Source organism: Acinetobacter sp. CAU_H_S139_7 (assembly GCF_058599305.1).
On the sequence record NZ_CM178651.1, the window covers coordinates 344,078 to 361,508 of the forward strand.

17 protein-coding genes and 2 pseudogenes are annotated in these 17,431 nt (G+C 41.5%); 8 read left to right on the top strand and 11 right to left on the bottom strand.

Annotated features, from left to right (window positions below):
- Nucleotides 1-44 precede the first annotated feature (44 nt).
- The 4 genes from yccS to AC4MC0_RS01630 all read right to left on the bottom strand — a co-directional run bounded on the left by yccS (nt 45) and on the right by AC4MC0_RS01630 (nt 5,019).
- The gene (yccS, locus tag AC4MC0_RS01615; RefSeq protein ID WP_491887261.1) at nt 45-2,195 is read right to left on the bottom strand and encodes a YccS family putative transporter; all 2,151 of its coding nucleotides are present in this window, start codon (nt 2,193-2,195) and stop codon (nt 45-47) included.
- Between the two features lie 223 nt (nt 2,196-2,418).
- Nucleotides 2,419-2,970, bottom strand: coding sequence for a superoxide dismutase [Cu-Zn] SodC (gene sodC, locus AC4MC0_RS01620; RefSeq protein WP_279681700.1), 552 nt, complete (start codon nt 2,968-2,970; stop codon nt 2,419-2,421).
- A gap of 145 nt (nt 2,971-3,115) precedes the next feature.
- Nucleotides 3,116-4,237, bottom strand: a complete 1,122-nt coding sequence (locus AC4MC0_RS01625; protein WP_335998446.1) for an AI-2E family transporter — start codon at nt 4,235-4,237, stop codon at nt 3,116-3,118.
- Nucleotides 4,238-4,374: 137 nt separating this feature from the next.
- On the bottom strand, nt 4,375-5,019 hold the full coding sequence (locus AC4MC0_RS01630) for a ParA family protein (RefSeq protein ID WP_078389979.1): 645 nt from the start codon (nt 5,017-5,019) through the stop codon (nt 4,375-4,377).
- 123 nt (nt 5,020-5,142) lie between these two features.
- Between AC4MC0_RS01630 and AC4MC0_RS01635 the strand changes: the two genes are divergently transcribed.
- On the top strand, nt 5,143-5,616 hold the full coding sequence (locus AC4MC0_RS01635) for a Holliday junction resolvase-like protein (protein WP_335998445.1): 474 nt from the start codon (nt 5,143-5,145) through the stop codon (nt 5,614-5,616).
- 63 nt (nt 5,617-5,679) lie between these two features.
- Here AC4MC0_RS01635 and AC4MC0_RS01640 read toward each other — a convergent pair whose 3' ends face one another.
- Nucleotides 5,680-6,321, bottom strand: a complete 642-nt coding sequence (locus AC4MC0_RS01640) for a class I SAM-dependent methyltransferase (protein ID WP_335998444.1) — start codon at nt 6,319-6,321, stop codon at nt 5,680-5,682.
- Nucleotides 6,322-6,496: 175 nt separating this feature from the next.
- Between AC4MC0_RS01640 and AC4MC0_RS01645 the strand changes: the two genes are divergently transcribed.
- Nucleotides 6,497-7,057, top strand: a complete 561-nt coding sequence (locus AC4MC0_RS01645) for a hypothetical protein (RefSeq protein ID WP_335998443.1) — start codon at nt 6,497-6,499, stop codon at nt 7,055-7,057.
- Between the two features lie 218 nt (nt 7,058-7,275).
- Here the strand turns inward: AC4MC0_RS01645 and AC4MC0_RS01650 are convergent, their stop codons facing one another.
- Complete coding sequence (locus tag AC4MC0_RS01650) at nt 7,276-7,608, bottom strand: HopJ type III effector protein (protein WP_058870378.1); 333 nt, start codon at nt 7,606-7,608, stop codon at nt 7,276-7,278.
- Between the two features lie 387 nt (nt 7,609-7,995).
- On the opposite strand from AC4MC0_RS01650, the gene crcB reads away from it, so the two are divergent.
- Nucleotides 7,996-8,373, top strand: a complete 378-nt coding sequence (gene crcB / locus AC4MC0_RS01655; RefSeq protein WP_078425480.1) for a fluoride efflux transporter CrcB — start codon at nt 7,996-7,998, stop codon at nt 8,371-8,373.
- Nucleotides 8,374-8,496: 123 nt separating this feature from the next.
- On the opposite strand, the gene AC4MC0_RS01660 is transcribed toward crcB, so the two are convergent.
- Nucleotides 8,497-8,751, bottom strand: a complete 255-nt coding sequence (locus AC4MC0_RS01660) for a type B 50S ribosomal protein L31 (RefSeq protein WP_004691406.1) — start codon at nt 8,749-8,751, stop codon at nt 8,497-8,499.
- A 129-nt stretch (nt 8,752-8,880) separates the two neighbouring features.
- A complete protein-coding gene (locus tag AC4MC0_RS01665) occupies nt 8,881-10,179 on the bottom strand; it encodes an ABC1 kinase family protein (protein ID WP_335998442.1) in 1,299 nt (432 codons plus the stop codon).
- A 193-nt stretch (nt 10,180-10,372) separates the two neighbouring features.
- On the opposite strand from AC4MC0_RS01665, the gene AC4MC0_RS01670 reads away from it, so the two are divergent.
- Entirely contained in the window at nt 10,373-10,582 is a 210-nt protein-coding gene (locus tag AC4MC0_RS01670; protein WP_335998441.1) for a DUF1737 domain-containing protein, read from the top strand.
- 55 nt (nt 10,583-10,637) lie between these two features.
- On the opposite strand, the gene AC4MC0_RS01675 is transcribed toward AC4MC0_RS01670, so the two are convergent.
- Together AC4MC0_RS01675 and AC4MC0_RS01680 are read right to left on the bottom strand one after the other, a co-directional pair.
- Nucleotides 10,638-11,939, bottom strand: coding sequence for an MATE family efflux transporter (locus AC4MC0_RS01675; RefSeq protein ID WP_087012034.1), 1,302 nt, complete (start codon nt 11,937-11,939; stop codon nt 10,638-10,640).
- 101 nt (nt 11,940-12,040) lie between these two features.
- Nucleotides 12,041-12,502: a DMT family transporter gene (locus AC4MC0_RS01680; RefSeq protein ID WP_035326225.1), complete on the bottom strand. Its 462-nt coding sequence runs from the start codon at nt 12,500-12,502 to the stop codon at nt 12,041-12,043.
- A 124-nt stretch (nt 12,503-12,626) separates the two neighbouring features.
- On the opposite strand from AC4MC0_RS01680, the gene hemW reads away from it, so the two are divergent.
- From hemW to AC4MC0_RS01695, 3 genes and pseudogenes are all read left to right on the top strand, one after another.
- A complete protein-coding gene (gene hemW, locus AC4MC0_RS01685) occupies nt 12,627-13,781 on the top strand; it encodes a radical SAM family heme chaperone HemW (protein WP_335998440.1) in 1,155 nt (384 codons plus the stop codon).
- A 145-nt stretch (nt 13,782-13,926) separates the two neighbouring features.
- Nucleotides 13,927-14,988 (top strand): RNA-guided endonuclease InsQ/TnpB family protein, encoded by a 1,062-nt coding sequence (locus AC4MC0_RS01690; protein WP_335998439.1) that lies wholly within the window; start codon nt 13,927-13,929, stop codon nt 14,986-14,988.
- Nucleotides 14,989-15,349: 361 nt separating this feature from the next.
- Nucleotides 15,350-16,415: pseudogene (locus tag AC4MC0_RS01695) on the top strand (IS701 family transposase).
- Between the two features lie 15 nt (nt 16,416-16,430).
- On the opposite strand, the pseudogene AC4MC0_RS01700 reads toward AC4MC0_RS01695, so the two are convergent.
- A pseudogene (locus AC4MC0_RS01700) lies at nt 16,431-16,550 on the bottom strand (IS3 family transposase); the annotation flags it as partial.
- A 163-nt stretch (nt 16,551-16,713) separates the two neighbouring features.
- Here AC4MC0_RS01700 and AC4MC0_RS01705 point away from each other — a divergent pair.
- A complete protein-coding gene (locus AC4MC0_RS01705; RefSeq protein ID WP_335998438.1) occupies nt 16,714-17,415 on the top strand; it encodes an IS1 family transposase in 702 nt (233 codons plus the stop codon).
- The last annotated feature ends 16 nt before the right edge of the window (nt 17,416-17,431 follow it).

Here is a 17,431-nt window from a genome sequence, read left to right on the forward strand (position 1 = left end):
CGTACATCATGAACCATTTAAAGATCGTCGTTGTGTAGTCCGTTTTATTTAATGTCTCGGGCCAGTAGTTCCGTTTTTAACTTCAGCAATTCGGGCAAGGTTTCCAGTAGTAGGCTGATTTGTTTGAGGACCAAGTGTAAATTCTGATTCATGGTTTCTTGAGCATTTAAGCGTTTAATCTCTGCCAGTTTCTGCTGGATATCGAGTTCAGCTAATGCCTGCTGATGGAGCAGTACATGATTTAGCGTATTTTGACACCAGAGCATGAGTTCCAGCACTTGTGTATCCTGTACCAATTCTCGGTGACTTCCCAAAGCAGAAATATAACTGAGTTGACTGTGGCTATATACCAAGTAGCGAAAAGCATGATGTACCAGTTCTGGGTTTGGATTGGGCTCGGTACTGAGACTAGAAATCATATTCGCCAGTTCAGTTTGGGCATTATGCGCAGTACGACGAGCACTGCGGTAAGCCAGACTATTATTTTTGCCGTGTTGATATTGCTCACAGATGGCATTGAAATAGTTGAGGGTTGCATCGGATGCTTTTTTAATGGTGTTGGAAATATTGCGGAAGTCCCAATCGGGCCAAATAAAACTCACTGCGAACCAAGCAATGGCACAACCAATGAGGGTGTCTATAATTCGCGGTAAAATAATGGCATAGCCTGCACCTTTTAAATTAAAAATCAGCAGCACCATGAGTGTTGCCATTAGGGTCGCCATGGCATATTTTTTGGAACTGAGATAGAAAAAGCACACGCCAAAAATAATGGTTAGTAGCAGTTGTCCTTCAATACTCGGCACAAAATATAGCAGCGGAATCCCTAAAATAACGCCCAAAATAGTGCCCAAGGTTCGCATTTTTAAGCGGCTTTTGGTGGCGAAATAACGCATTTGGCAAACAAATAAACTGGTGAGTAAAATCCAATAGCCATGTTGCGCAAAGGGTAGAAGTGAGATGCCATAACCCACAGCAAAGACAAAGGCGATGCGTACCGCATGTCGAAACAGTGCGGATTGGGGAGTGAGATGTTGGCTGAGTTTGAGCCACAGATCATGCCAATCATGAATATCATCATCATATAAGTTGAGGTTATCAATATGCTGTTGATAACGCTGTTCTTGGCGCGATTGTAGTTCGTTGAGGTGCTGAAAACGTTCATGCACACTGTCCAAATTATTTAAAATCAGTTGTAGATTTTTGACTTCAATATTGTGTGGATGATCTCGAACCCAATCCTGCATGGAACTGTGTAAATTCAGCAACGCCTGAGTAGTTGTTGGATCTGATACATAGGTTTGATTGGTTAAGATACACCGTGCCAAAGCCTGACAGGCAAGGGCTTGCAGCCGAATATTTTTTTGAATACGAAAAATGAGGTCAGTTCGGCTAAAGTTTTGATGTAACTGCTCATAGTGTAAATAATTAGAGCTGGCTTGTTCATGAATGTCTTGAACGAGAAAATAGAGGTTGAGCCAATAAATTGTATTTTGGTTGGCGCGAGATGCTTTTAGTCGCGTCAGTAGTGAGCTTTTGGTGTGGTTAAAACTTTGCACCACAGTACTGTTTTGTAAGGATAAATTGTAGAGCAGCGCTTCTACATTGTCTCGATTGTCTGGGTCGAATAGACGTGCTTTTGCGTTGAGCAAATCGGCAACTTGGTTAAAACAGCGGGCTAAGTTGTCCTGAACGGCCAAGGTGGGTTTAAGGATATAAAACACAATGGCAGTACATCCATACCACAATGCCCCTAAGACAAAACAACTGGGTTGAAAGTACCAAGCCGAATATTCACCTAGGCCAAACATACTGTATAGGGAAAGTAGAATGGTGCCAAAGCTCATTGCTGCATAGCGTTGCCCCAGTGCCCCCAGTAAAATAAAACAAGCACTAGACAGTGATAAATATAAGATGAAGAGGAATTTATAAGGATGTAAAAAATCTAAAATGCTGCTGACGCTAAAGAACAGTATACAGACATAGGCTAGGTTTCTGAGACGAATGCTGAGCCGATCATCGAAGTCAGTTAAGGCTGTTGCAATTGCGCCTAATGTGGTCGGAACGATGAACTGTTGCAGTCCTAAAAAATATAAACCTAAGGTTGTGCCACTCAGCACAATCAAGATTTGCAAGCAATACATAAAAATTGCATTAGACTGAAAGGACTGAAACCACTGACGAAGATTGTTCACGATGTAATAGTCTAGGCTTAGTTTTATTTTGGTTTTAGCCTGAACTTTTTTCAGGGCACTGTCAATTTAATGCTGCGGTCTATTGTATGAAAAACTCACCTATGACAATAAAAATGCAGCAGAGCATGGCTCCGCTGCATTGTGTGTATAAGTTGAAACTTATCCACAGATACGAGGTAAGAACACCACCCACTGTTTTATTCACAGTGCAAAGGCGATAGCCTTATTTAATCACGCCACACGCGATACGGTCACCGCCACCGCCAAGTGGTTTAGGGGTGTCTGAATAGTTATCACCACCTGCATGTACCATTACGGCTAAGCCTTCAACGTCGGCTAAACTTAAGCGAGGAGCGAGTAAATTGACTTTTGCATTACCTGCCGAGTCGACATTCAAGATCGGTAAATCACCCATATGGCCATTCAGTGGTGTGCCGTGGTTTGGTGCTTTTTCTGGGTTAAAGTGTCCCCCAGCCGCTAAAGCAGCCACAGGTTTTCCTTCTTTTTCAGCCACATCACACGAACCTTTTTCATGGATATGAAAACCGTGTGGGCCGGGTGGAAGTTGAGTCAAATTGGTTTGAATCGCTAAACCAACAGGGCTATCAATAAAACGAATGGTGCCAATTTTTTGTGCTACACCTGCAGTTGAAACAGCGTGTACATCGACGTCTTTGACCATCGTATTGGTTTCAGTGGGTGTAGTGGTACATGCCACAGTCCCTAAACCGATTAAAGTCACAAGTGCACTTAATTTGAAAGCAGAAGACAACATGTTGGATCCTTTTTTCCTTAAAATTCAGAACCATTCAAACAAAGCCAAGGCTTCGGTTCAATGTTGTCCGTACAGCGTTTTTGTATCTGACATAAAAAAACGCATACTTTCGAGGAAAGCATGCGCTCAATTCATTTCACAGAACTTATTTTTTGGGCGTATCTAAAGGCTCTTCAGGTGGATCATAAGCCAATGTCGCTTTCGGCATCATTAGGGGTTCATTGACTTGTTCATGTAGCCATTCGCGCCAAATGGCTAACAGTACCGCTAGAATCACGGGGCCGACAAACAAGCCGACCATACCAAAGCTGGCTAAACCACCCAATACACCAAACATGATGAGCAAGAACGGAATTTGCGTTGCACCTGAGATCACCAATGGGCGAATCACATTGTCTGCTGTGCTGACCACACAGACACCCCACGCCATCACTCCAATCGCTTCAATAGTCTGTCCTTGAGAGAATAACCATAAAGACACGGCGCTATATGCCACAGGAGGGCCAAAAGGAATGAGTGCAAAGATAAAGGTCACAATGGTCAGTACCATTGGGTTTGGGACACCAGCAACAAAATAGCTCAGGCCTGCCAAGAGTGCTTGAGCAATTGCAGTCAGGCCAACCCCATAGACCACAGCACGCGTGGTTTCTGAAATGGTGTCTAAATAGTGGTGGATACGTGGGCCAATCACCATTTCCAGCGCTTTACTGACCTGATTTAAAATGGTTTGTCCGTCACGATAGAAGAAGAATAACGACATCACCGCAAAACAGAGTTTAAAAATATTTTTACTAATTTCACTCAGCACCAAACGACCATAGTTTAAGTGGCTTTGAAACCAGCCCGAGACATTTTGTACAATACTGTTCGGATCAGTGTTGATTTCTTTTAAGGTACGGGTGACTTCTTTACCAATAATCGGCAAATCCCGAATAAATTGCGGAACATCTAAATGACCTGAGAACACTTGTCTTTGCAGTTCATAAAACAGATTACGGCCTTCATGCTGCAGCATAAAGATGGCAAAGGTCAGCGGGATACCGACAACTAACACCACCATACTGATCATGATAGTGGCACTTAAGGTTGGACGTGATCCACAGAGTTTCTGCACTGAGTGATATAAAGGCCATGTGATGTAGGCAATAATCGCAGCCCAAAGCACAGGTACAATAAAGTATTTCAGGACTTGAAAGCTCAAATAGAACAGAATAAAAATCAGTCCAAATAACAATACTTTTTGTAAGGCTGGTGCGTATCGTTGCACGGTATTCACTGCTATATCTCTAAGGTCAAAGTCATATTAACTGAAAAAAATGCGCACGAGAACGTACCCTTGGTAAGTTCTCGTGAATAACCGACTATAAATAGGGAATAGCCCCATTTTATCTATAGTAAAACATTTTAGAACCAAGCACTTGGATCATCGACAATGGCGTTGAGCAGCGGTTGCCATTGGCTTTGAATGGAGAGGTAATTCTTTTGTGTTTTATCAAATACGCTTAAACCTTGCATTGCCAATTGGCCATACGCGGTACGTTCTGAAATCCACGCTACAGGTTGTTGTTCAATTTTCGCAAAAAAATCTTGGATGTCTTTGGCACTGGCGCTGTTGGCTTTGACACGATTGGCCAAAAGCAAAATTTGCACTTTGCCTTTACGAATGCGTTTAATGTCTTGTAAATGCTTTAAAAAACGACGGGTACTGTCAATATCAAAAAACGAGGGTTGCAGTGGGGTCACAATCGCGTGCGCCTCACTGACCAGTTGTTCGGCATGCTCACCAGACAGTGCACCTGGTGCATCGATAATTAAATATTCAATGTTTTTAGGTACGTCTCCTATCGATTTCTCATGGCGCCAATCTAAACTTTGAATATGCGCCACTTGCTCTGGACGCTGTTTTAACCATTGACGAGCAGATTTTTGATTATCGGCATCGGCCAAAGCCACTTTATAACCTTTTTGTGCGAGTGCCGAAGCTAAATTGATTGCGGTTATCGTTTTGCCACAGCCACCTTTTTGGTTGGCGATTAATATCGTTTTCATGACCTTAAATGATTTTATTCTGCTCGCCCCTAGCATATCATTCTTTTGTGTGTCGCATATGACACCAAACCAAAGTTGTAAGTTTAAATCTTGCTACCTGTAGCACAAAATTAGGAAAGAACCATGTCCATATGGATGGCAATATTGATCGGTGCAGCAATTGGTGTGGTCTTGACCACCCTCATTTTAAGTCACAGCCGAAATGGACGCATCAAAGCAGAATATGAGCGCTACATTGCTGAATTAGAACTAGAGCATCAGCAGGCTTTGGCTCAAGCACAAAAGCGCAGTGTCAATACCAGTCGTGCAGTGCTCAAAGGCAAAATGGCGGAGCAACTGGCACCGATTATGCCGCAGTTTGAATACTTACCTAGTGATGCCAAGTTTTTGGGTGATCCTGTCGACTATGTGGTCTTTGATGGCTATACCGACCTGCGTGATGGTGAAGGGCGACCAGAGGATATTGAAATTGTTCTCATTGATATTAAAAGCGGTGGGGCGAGGTTAACCAAAGGACAAGTTGCCATTGCGCAAGCGATTCAAGCAGGGCGGGTTCGTTTTGAAACGGTCCGCATCGACTTCGATACGATCGAATAAGCTTGATAATGTCTACCCATGAAGGCATTTCTTTATATAGAGCAGATGCTTTCTACATGACTATCATGATCCATCGCTTGAGTGTGGCTTTTGAGCACGTGCAAAAAACATCAGTTGTCCGAGTTTCGGAATACCTTCGGCATAAAAGTAGTGTTGTTCTATCAAATTAAAACCTGCTGCTTTTAAGGCCTGTTCAATGTTTCGATTGAGATGGCAACCATCGGCTAAACGCTTTTGCACAGGCGTGAGTAAGTGTTGTAGGCGCTGAATATAAAGGTTATTTGTATTTAATACGTGCTCCACCACATGTAAGGTGCCACCCGGTTTGAGCACGCGTAATATTTCCGCCAAAGCCTGTTCTAGCCCAGCAATACTACACAATGTCCATGCACTGACCACATGCTCAAGGCTCTGGTCAGCAAAAGGCAGCTTTTCCGCACGGGCTTGTACATGATGCACTTCAAATGCTGCTGTTTGTACCCGATCTAAAGCCAAATGATAAATTTCAGGACTGGGTTCAAGGGCAAAGACAGTATCGACATTTTGATAAAAGGGCAGATTCAGCCCTGTACCAAAACCAATTTCCAATACCTCTCCCTGAATTGGCAAAAGCAGTTCGCGGCGCTTGTCCATTAAGCTTGGTACTTGCATGACCTGATTTAGGACATGTGGAAAGATGTGTTGTTGATAGTATTTATAAAGCATGATTATTTTTTGGGGCTCTGTTCTTCAGCTCTAGCCTAACTGAAAAGTGCTGTGGCTAAAAGTAGACTGCATAATTCGTTCACAATGTTACTAAGTTCATAAGCTTCTTTTCAGGAAACTGGATTAAGATGAAATTGGTTCGTATTTTCCTAGGTCGATGGGAATGAGGTTTGCAATGAAATCTAAATTTATCCTGCTCGGTTTACTCAGCAGTTTGCTGTTGCCCATCAGTGCAAGTGCCACTGTGGATTACAACATTGCCAAAGGTTTAGCGCCGACCTCTAAAAATCAATCGATTTCGGTGTTGAAACCGTTTAAAGGTGATTTTCGAATTTTAGGTTCTAAAATGTATTCGGATGATGCACAAGCCAAATTCTCTCCGATTGACTACGCCGTGAGTTGGGGCTTATTTGCTGAACCTGAAATTGCACGTCATATTACTGTGAATCAATACGACCGTTATCTCAACTGGAAAATCGATCGTTTGCCTGTGCCTGCCGAGCAAGCCATGCAAATGGTGTCGAATATGCACATTATTCCAGCCAACCCAGAAATTGCTAAACAAATTAAACACGTGAAACGTGGTGATTTGGTTCGTTTAAAAGGCGAGTTGGTTGAAATTAAAGACAAAGATATGGTCTGGACCTCATCCTTAACCCCGACCGATACGGGTGATGGTGCGTGTGAAGTATTTCGGGTCAACTCAATCCAATGGATCGAACGGGTAAAGGGATAAATTGGAAGTAGCGCTTAGTTACTTCATCGTGTTGTTTTAATTTTTTTAGACGATTAACACCCATATGAAGTCTTGCTCCACGTGAAACCTATTGGTCAAATCTGTGGATGCTTATAGGTGTATCAATGTTAATAGTGTTTATAACTATCTGATAATAAAATTAATCTTGTATTTGTTTAAAACCACGTTCAAGTTGCTTGAACGTGGTTTTTTTATCTTTATTTTGCAGTTAATGCCGTACCATCAAATTCAATACCATCCCATCCATTCAACATGAACTGACGAATATTTTGATGATCTGTTGCATCAGGTGTAGCTAAAACAGAAGCATAGTGTTCTGCAAATAGGCTTAAAGTTTGCGCTTGATTGAGACCTTGAAGTTGTGCAAACGAAAACACTTTTGCGCTGCCTTGGTTTTCAGTTGCCGCATTGTGCTGCAAACCATTTTTAAATGCGGTTGGTGTATGTGTATAGGCTGCTTCAATAAAAGCCAATACATCTGAAAATTTTGCTTCGCCCGCTGCAAGCTGAGCCAATAATACCTGTGCCATGCGTCTATTTCCGACTAAATTTATATCCACATCATACCCAAAAAGTGTGCTCTTGTGAGTTTTTGCCTGAGAGAAAACCTTCTGTTTTGCATGAAGAACGAGTGCTAGTGATTTTGGGAATCTATATTGTATTGGTCATAGAGCACATTAGGGGAAGTAAAGATATTCGGCGATGCTAGGTTTAATATCCCATGTAAAGCATGTGTGAGTTTGAATGCTAGTGTTCACTTTTGAGAGTGAGACAATAAGATATGTAGGGATCAACAACCGATGTTGAAAAACCTTGAAGTGCGAGGATTGATTCAGGTTTAATAGCATTATAGTTGATGAACTGTGGATAACTTCGGACTTATCCATACCGCATTTTGTAAAGAATAGGATAGGTCAATGAATTGGATCTTGGTGGCAATGGGGGGCGGAATAGGTGCCTGTTTACGCTACGGTGCAGGATTATGGTTGTTTAAACCGAGTATGAGTTTTCCATGGCCGACATGGTGGATCAACATCATCGGTTGTTTTGCTGCGGGTATTTTCTTTGCATTCAGCCAGAAGTTTCCAGTACTGCAACAAGAAGCACGTTTATTTTTGATGGTGGGCATACTGGGCGGTTTTACGACATTTTCTAGTTTTGGCCTCGAAACTTTTCAGTTATTTAGACAGGGGCAAACAGTCCTGGCTTTGAGTTACGTCCTGTCGAGCTTAGTGGTGGGTGTCATCGTGCTTGGGATCGGATTTTATCTGTTGGATAGTGTGCTTAAACATTAAGAAAAAAAAGATGGTCAAAATAGGAACCAGAAAAGAATACATAAAAAAGAAGCCTAAGCTGGAGGAGGTCTTAGGCTTCTTGATATCTTTACAATAACGCGTATAGCTTAAAGAAAAATGAAATTATTGTGAGCGTTTGAAACGCGCGAAACGTTTATTGAAGCTTGCAACACGACCTTCATTACTGGTTTGACGTTGTTCACCGGTATAAAACGGATGTGAAGCACTTGAGATATCTAAACTGACGTAAGGATAAGTCTTGCCTTCATACTCACGAGTTTGATGACTTTGTAAGGTACTGCCGATCACGAAAAACGCGTCGGCATTGGTGTCGTGGAACAGAACTTCACGATACTCTGGATGAATATTGGCACGCATAGACTTCTCCTTAAATGTGTTATTTTGAAATGTTATAATATAACAATAAGGAAGTCAAAATAAACCCCGTGACTTTATGTAACTGGGTTTATTGAGTTGTAGCGATTTTATCGTGCCCGCAGTTCTTATTTAGGCAGGAGGTGGCACCAACTCTTCAAATAGATCATTGAGGTTGTCGTGTACTTTGAGATGAATCAGGTTCCAATAATGTCCTGAGACTGTTCGATTGACCATTAGTGTATCGGGTGAGGGTTTAAACACATCCCAGTATTTTAGCGATGGTTTGACCAGTTCAATGCCATCATGATGCGCTGAGTTTTCGGCAAAGTCATACAAAGTGGTCAGTGGACGCATGAGCACTTCTAACCATGCTTCATACAGTTCGGCAGGGAACTTGCCTTGCTCAGACATGGAGTGCAAAGCAGTCAGTTGCTGTTCCATGACCAAGATATCACTGTCGCGCGCTGCTTGAATCAGCTGCTTAAAATGCATCACGATTTCAGTCGATAGGGTTTTTACACCGCCGTAGTCATATACGATCACGCTACCATCTTCTCGGAAGGCAAAGTTGCCCGGATGTGGGTCGCAGTGGAAGCGCTTTAAGAAGAAAATCTCACGGCCAATGGCACGAAATAAACGACGCCCCAGTTCATTGCGTGTGTCTTGTGACCATGTACTGGCAGTTTCAATGCTTTCGCCGTGCTCTAAGCTTAAGGTTAAAATATGGCGGCTTGAATAGTCTTTATAGACTTGAGGAATAATAATCTTAGGGTCTAGGGCCTGATGAAAGGTTCGTGCGACCTCCAAGTTTTGCGCTTCTATTTGATAGTTCAGCTCGTTATCCAAACTGTCTTGAATTTCTTTAAAGAGTTGATCTTGTAACTTACGGTCAATTTTGAGCACACCCATTAAGCGGAGCGCTAAACGGACTTGTTTTAAGTCACTTTCACAGGCTTCTTCTACACCCGGATATTGAACTTTAACTACAACTTGCTCACCACTCGGTAAAGTAGCTTTATGCACTTGGCCAATGGAGGCCGCGGCAAAGGGTTGTTCTTCAAAGGCTGTAAAAATTTGATTGAGCGGTTTACCCAGTTCTTTTTCAACTTGAGCTTTGATCTCTTGAAAAGGCATCGCAGGCGCTTGACGTTGTAATTTACTAATTGCACGTGCCACTTCAGGCGGGAAAATGTCTTTGTATTGAGATGCAATTTGCCCGACTTTCATCACGGCACCTTTCATTTCACCTAAGGTATCTGCAATTTGAAGTCCAATGTCCTGAAAAAGCTGACTGCGCGCCGCATTTTTTTTATCTTCATCGGCATTGAAGTTTTTAATTGAATTGGTCACAGTTTTGGTTGCGATACTTGCTGTCATACTGGCAAGTTTCATAAAGCGACGACCGGGCGTACGAGTCGTATTTGCCATGCGATATTCCTCGGGGCATCTTCATTACATCTCAGATTTGATCATAGGCGACAAATGCTAAACTGCCTACTTTAAATTGTTAAGCTGATGTTTCTATTTAAATAATAGTGGTCAATTGAGTGAATTGCACACAAGATGTCTCTGCATTTAAAAATCGCGTTACACTGTGCGAAAAATTTTGAGTAAGAAATAAATGAAAGTTTATCGTTATTTTACAGGCAAGGACGATGTACATTTTTGTGCGCGTGTCACCAAAGCACTGAATGAAGGTTATAGCCTGTATGGTTCACCCACCATGACCTTTAATGGCAGTGAGGTGATCGTGGGGCAGGTGGTGGTTAAAGACGTTGAGGATGAGAGTGAAGTGCCACAAGGTCTGAAAGACACTTTGGCACAACAGTAGAACAACTGGAATAGGAGAAGAGTCTGGCTCCTTCCTATTCCATGCCATGCATGACTTATGGATAGTCCTGACTGAGGCGTTTATTGTTGTTATAAAGTCGGAGCAAGAGCAGGACACATGCCACGCTTAAACCGACAATTAGTCCAATCCAAACACCTGCTGCACCTATGTTGGTGTAGCGCGCCAAATAGATACTGACCGGAAAGGCCACGATCCAATAGGCAACCATTGTGATCCACATTGGACCTTTGGTGTCTTGCATGCCGCGTAAGCAGCCTGCGGCACTAATTTGCCAAGCGTCCATCAGTTGGTAGGCGAGTGCGAACAGTAGTAAATACATCGCAACTTCTGATACTTCATGATCTGAGGTATAAATTGCCACAATTTCAGGACGAAACAGTGCAATCAGCAGCATGGTCATCAGCGCCAAAACCGTACCTGTCGCCAGTCCGAGTTTTTGCACCTTTCGCATAGCCTCCCAGTTTTTTTCGCCATAGTAGGTCCCAACACGAATAGTCAGGGCGATGGCAAGGGACATCGGAATCATAAATAACTGAGAGGTGACCGACATTGCAATTTGATGCGCCGCCACAATGGTTTCACCCAGTGGACTCAGAATAATTGCAGCGGTACTAAAAATACTGACTTCGAAGAAAATCGCTAAGCCAATGGGTAAACCAAGTTTTAAAATGCGTTCGATCCAATAGCGATCCATCTTCTCCCAAGTACTAAACACTTGAGTTTTTTGATATGCCGAAGCTTTAAAAATATAAGTGGCTAAGGTGAAAAACATGATCCATTGTAAAATCGCAGTGGCAAATCCGCAGCCTGCTGAACCGAGTGCTGGAATCGGGCCGAAACCATACATAAAGACAAAGTTCAGTGGAACCAAAAGAACCAAGGCCGCTAAGCTAATGACGGTCACAGGACGTGGATGGCCGAGTGCCTCAGAGTATCCACGCAGTGCTGCATACATAGTCACCGCAGGCATGCCAAAGCCAATGGCATGTAAAAATAGGCTGGCTTTCGGCAGTAAGTTTGCAGGTACACCCATGAGTGGCAGTAAGAGCGGCATACTTTGTAAAATTAAACCCGCAATGCTCCCCAAAATAAAGGCCACCCAAAGGGACTGACGAGCAATAGTGGCGATTTTTTCAGGGGTACGTGCGCCATTGGCTTCTGCCACCAACGGTGTTGTCGCAATCATGATGCCACTGAATAGCAACATCACTGGTATCCATAAACCGACACCGACGGCAATCGAGGCTAAATCAGTAGGAGATAAATGTCCCGCCATGATGGTATCAATTAACCCGAGACCCGCTTGAGAAAACTGCGTGATCAGGATGGGCAGCATTAACACCAATAACTTTTTTAATTCGAAACGATGGGACGTGATTTTATTTGTAGTCGACACAAAAATTACTCATATTCATCATGTGCTTGGTCTAAATAAATTCAGCGTTGTAAAGTGAGAAGCACACCAATAAAAATTACGACGCCACCAAGTAAACGCTGCCAATTGACAGGGGTTTTTTCGGTACCAAGTAGACCATAGTGGTCAAAAATCACGGAGGTCAGGATTTGTCCAAAAATAACCAAACCTGAAAACGTGAGAAAGCCTAATTTAGGCGCAGTATAGATGCTTATACTGATAGCATAAACCCCTAAGCAACCACCGAGCCATAAGTACCATGGAATATTGGAAAAATCATGTAACTGTGGTTTGTCGACAGGCTGAAGTACAACCAAAAGTGCTAAAACGCAGGTTCCAATGAAGAAGGATAACAATGCAGCTTGTAGTGGAGAGTAAAAATATTCTCTGAGTTGTGTATTTAGTGCCGTTTGAAAAGTCATAGCAATGCCAATACCAAAGGCCAGTGGTAGCATAAACAGCAAGTGGCTCGATATTTTCATCATTTTAAACCATTCATTCTTCTTGTCTTTTTATCAGTCTAATCCAAATAGACACAGATTTCATAAGTGTCTTGATGCAGTCATGTTAAAATATGCAAGATTACCGCTGTGCTTTAGAGTCTCTTCCTTGACTGATTTACATCCTGCAAATATTCCGTTGTCTTTATATATTCACATGCCGTGGTGTGTGCGTAAGTGTCCCTATTGCGACTTCAACTCGCATGCGGTGCCAGATGGCAAACTGTCTTTAGATCTAGAGCAAGAATATTTACATGCTTTGGTGGAAGACTTTAAAACTCAACTCGAGTTTGCTCAAGGGCGTCATATTCATAGTGTGTTTATTGGCGGCGGAACGCCGTCTTTGATTTCAGCACAAGGGTATCAATGGTTATTTGCCCAGTTAAAAGCACTACTGCCCTTTGAGACCGATTGTGAAATTACCTTAGAAGCCAATCCAGGTACAGTCGAACATGACCCTTTTGCCGATTATTTAGCGGCAGGTATCAATCGGTTGTCGATAGGGGTTCAAAGTTTTAATACTGAACATTTGACCAAGTTAGGACGAATTCATAGCAATACCGATGCGATTTCTGCAATTGGCCTTGCGCGTGATGCAGGCTTTCAGCGAATTAATGTCGACCTCATGCATGGTTTACCTGAGCAGAATTTAGAACAAGCTCTACTGGATTTGAAGCTTGCCGTGGACAATGGTGCAACCCATATTTCATGGTATCAACTCACGATTGAACCGAATACCGTGTTCTTTAGAACCAAGCCTGTCTTACCTGTGGACGATGTGCTTGAAGAGATTCAAGCCCAAGGTGAAGCTTATTTAAAAGCGCAGGGTTTTATCAATTATGAAGTTTCGGCATGGCGTAAAGAGCAGCCTTCCGCGCATAATTTGAATTATTGGCAGTTTGGCGACTATTTAGCGATAGGGGCAGGTGCACATGCCAAAGTGACCCAGCCAGATGGGGTCTATCGGTTCCAGAAAACTCGTTTGCCCAAAGACTATTTGGCTAAAGTCCCTGCGGAGCATGTGCAGTGGAAACGCATTGAAGCCGATGAACTTCCATTTGAGTTTATGATGAATGCTTTGCGTTTAAATGATGGGGTTGCAGCTGAATATTATGCGCAGCGGACAGGTTTGAATCTCGATAGTTTGGCTGAAACGTTGGACTCACTACGCATTCGAAAATTAATGGTAGATGATGCCACGCGCTTAGCATGTACCGAGCAAGGGCATGTGTTTTTAAACTCAGTGTTAGAAGAATTTATCTAAGTTTTATCAAATCGAACGTAAAACCCCGTTCTTTAGGTCGGGGATATAAGCGAGTCGCGTCAGCGATACGACATGAAATGTCGTTTTAATTAAATTATTTACTTTTTGTCATTCTATTCTTTGATTAAATTGATAAAGTAATCGTATGAAAACACTTAAATTACGCATAAAAGACAAACATAGCAAGGTGCTCGAACAGTTAGCATCTGAGGTGAACTTTGTCTGGAATTATGTCAATGATTTAAGTTTTAGACACCTAAAAGGGAAAGGTGAATTTCTTAGTGCTTACGACATTGCCAAGTACACAAAAGGCACATCCAAGGAATGTAATTTACACAGCCAAACGATTCAGGCTGTGACCGAAGAATTAGTCATACGAAGAAAGCAGTTTAAAAAATCAAAATTGAAATGGCGGGTCAGCAACAGGAAATCAGCCAAAAAATCACTTGGATGGATACCATTCAAAAAAGTTGCTGTGAAATATACAGATGGCTATATCCAGTATGGCAAGCATCAATTCAAACTATGGGATAGCTATGGCATTGGCTCATACAAGGTTAAATCGGGTTCATTTGTTGAAGATAGTCGTGGGCATTGGTATGTCTGCCTGACAGTTGAAGATCATACCAAGTCTGTCCAGTCCAAAGGTACAACTGCGATTGGTATTGATTTAGGCTTAAAAGACCTAGCCACCTGTTCAGATGGTTATGTGGTGACAAATCCAAAGCACTATCGTAAATATGAACAGAAACTAGGTATTGCTCAAAGAGCAAAGGATAAAAAACGTGTACGTGCATTACACACCAAGATCAAGAACTGTCGCAAAGATCATTTGCATAAAGAGAGTTCTAAGCTTGTAAAACGCCATGCAATGATTGTAGTTGGAAATCTGAGTGCAGCTAAACTGGTCAAAACTAAAATGGCAAAATCTGTTTTAGATTCAGGGTTTAGTGCATTCAAAACAATGCTTCGGTATAAATGTGAGAGCGCAAAAGTATTGTTTGAAGAAGTGAGTGAGAGATTCACGACCCAAATCTGTTCGAGCTGCGGTGAGATCACCGCAAGCAGTCCGAAAGGTAGGATAGATTTGCGAATAAGAGTATGGGAATGTGAATGCGGTGCTGTCAATGATCGTGATTGCAATGCTGCCAAGAACATACTCGCGCTTGGACATAAGCGCCTAGCAGTAGGAATATCCGTCCTTTAGGTCGGGGAGGATGTCAAAAAGCCATGATTGTATGAATTACTATCAGGGTTTGAGTGAAGATCTCAAGCCAATTTTTTAACTTGCATGATTACTTAAATGGCATTCGATCAAGCCAAGAACTCCAATTAGTATAACCATCATCAAAGCCGATATATTTCAACATCACCAGTGGGTGATGTTTGCTGAATTAGCAGGAGAATTTCACTTGGGAGATTTTAGGCAGCCAACTTGCAAAAGTCCTCTGCCATTTGATTTGGTGTCTTAAAATCCAAACGTTTTTGAATTCTTCGCTGATTATAAAATAATAGGACTTACGCATTGACGGATTCAAAAAAGTATTAAAATACTTTATAAAGTATCTGTGATCAGACGAATTAAAAATGCTTCTACAGCAACTTGTACACTACCCATTTATATGGGCTTTCTCATGACAGAACCGAACTCTATTAGCTGCACACAACTTGCCGAGACTTATAACATCTCGCATGATAGTGTAAATCGCTTTCTAGAGCGTGAAGACTACACACCTCACGACCTATATCAAGAAGCAATTCAACATATTGATAACAATAAACTTATAGTCAGTATTGATGATACTGTTTTAGATAAACCGTATAGTCAGTATTGATGATACTGTTTTAGATAAACCGTATAGTCAGCATATGGACTTGGTTAGCTATTTTTGGTCAGGCAAACACCACCGATCCGTCAAGGGTATTCATCTCATTACCTTGTATGCGACAGATCAAAATGGTCAAAATATTCCAATTAATTTCCGAATTTATGACAAATCTGAAAGTAAAACCAAGAATGATTACTTTATGGATATGTTAAGTGAAGTACTTAGTTGGGGTGCAAAGATTCAATTTATTACAGGTGATAGTTGGTATTCATCGACTGCAAATCTAAAAACCATAAGAAAATATGGTATTCGATTTATGTTTGGTATCGACTGTAACCGTAAGGTTTCCCCAGAAAAAGGACAATGGTTTCAACTGCGTTTATTGCCGAATTTCCATCAGGGTCAAGTGGTCTGGCTCAAAGATTTTGGCTTTGTACAATTATTTAAGACTCAGTTAAAAGAACAGCAGAGGTTTTATATTGTGCATCAAGATGAAGATGATTTATTGTCCTTTGATGGTTTTCATGAATTACATTCAAGTCATTGGAAAATAGAACAATATCACCGAGTGATTAAACAGGTTTGTCATATTGAAAAGTTTCAAGTAAGACGATCTAAACTGATTTCGAATCATATTTTTTCAGCCTTGATGGCCTACGTTGAGATACAAAAGAACCAGTTTGAGCGGATCTTTGAAAATGTATATCGTTGGCAGAAGAAGTTATTTAGACCAATGATCAAAAACTTCATTGATGACTTTATTCTCGATAAAAATCATCTGCTACCACAGAGAATCTATAAATAATACTGCGTAAGTCCTAAATAACTCTATATATTTTGTAATCTCTGCTTTAGTTTGTTCCCTCGTTTTATAACCATGATGATGAACTCATTCATTTTTGAGTATGCCCCAGAAGCCTTCGATCGGTGCATTATCAAATGAGGAATATATTCCGCAAGGCCACGCTTACTCATCGAACTCAGGTTAAGGATGAGGCCAGAAAATTGGAGCGAATGAGAAATTACAGGGGGAGTTGAATTTTAGGTGGTGTATCAAAAAGTATGCTAAAAAAAAGCAGGTTGAATTTTGATAAAATAGAGAAATGCAAATAACTCTAGAAATCAAATGTCCAACCTGCCTCAGTTACATTATAAAGAAAAATGGCATCAAAGTAGATGGGAAACAAAACTACCAATGCAAAGACTGCAAACGTCAGTTTATTGGTGACCATGCTCTGAGCTATCTAGGATGTAATTCTGGCATTACTCGTAAAATATTACAGTTAATGGTCAGAGGCAGCGGTATACGAGATATCGCTGAAGTTGAGCGCATTAGTATCGGTAAAGTCTTACGGACTTTAACTGAATCGGCCTATCAAATTCAGCCTAAACAAAGTCATTATGAATCTCTCGAAGTAGATGAATTCTGGACTTTTGTTGGAAATAAAAATAATAAACAATGGCTTATTTACGCCTACCATCGAGAAACAGGTGAGATTGTTGCTTATGTTTGGGTTAAGAGAGATTTAGCTACAGTCCAAAGGTTGAAGACAAAGCTTAAACAATTAGGTATTCACTACACCCGAATTGCAAGTGATCATTGGGACAGTTTCATCACTGCTTTTAAAAACTGCAAGCAAAGTATTGGTAAGTTTTTTACTGTAGGAATTGAAGGTAATAATTGCAAAATAAGGCATCGAATAAGGCGTGGTTTTAGAAGAAGTTGCAATTTCTCCAAAAAGCTTGAAAACCATTTTAAAGCCTTCGACTTAACCTTCTTTTACATCAATAATGGCTTCATTTAATGTCAGCATACTTTTT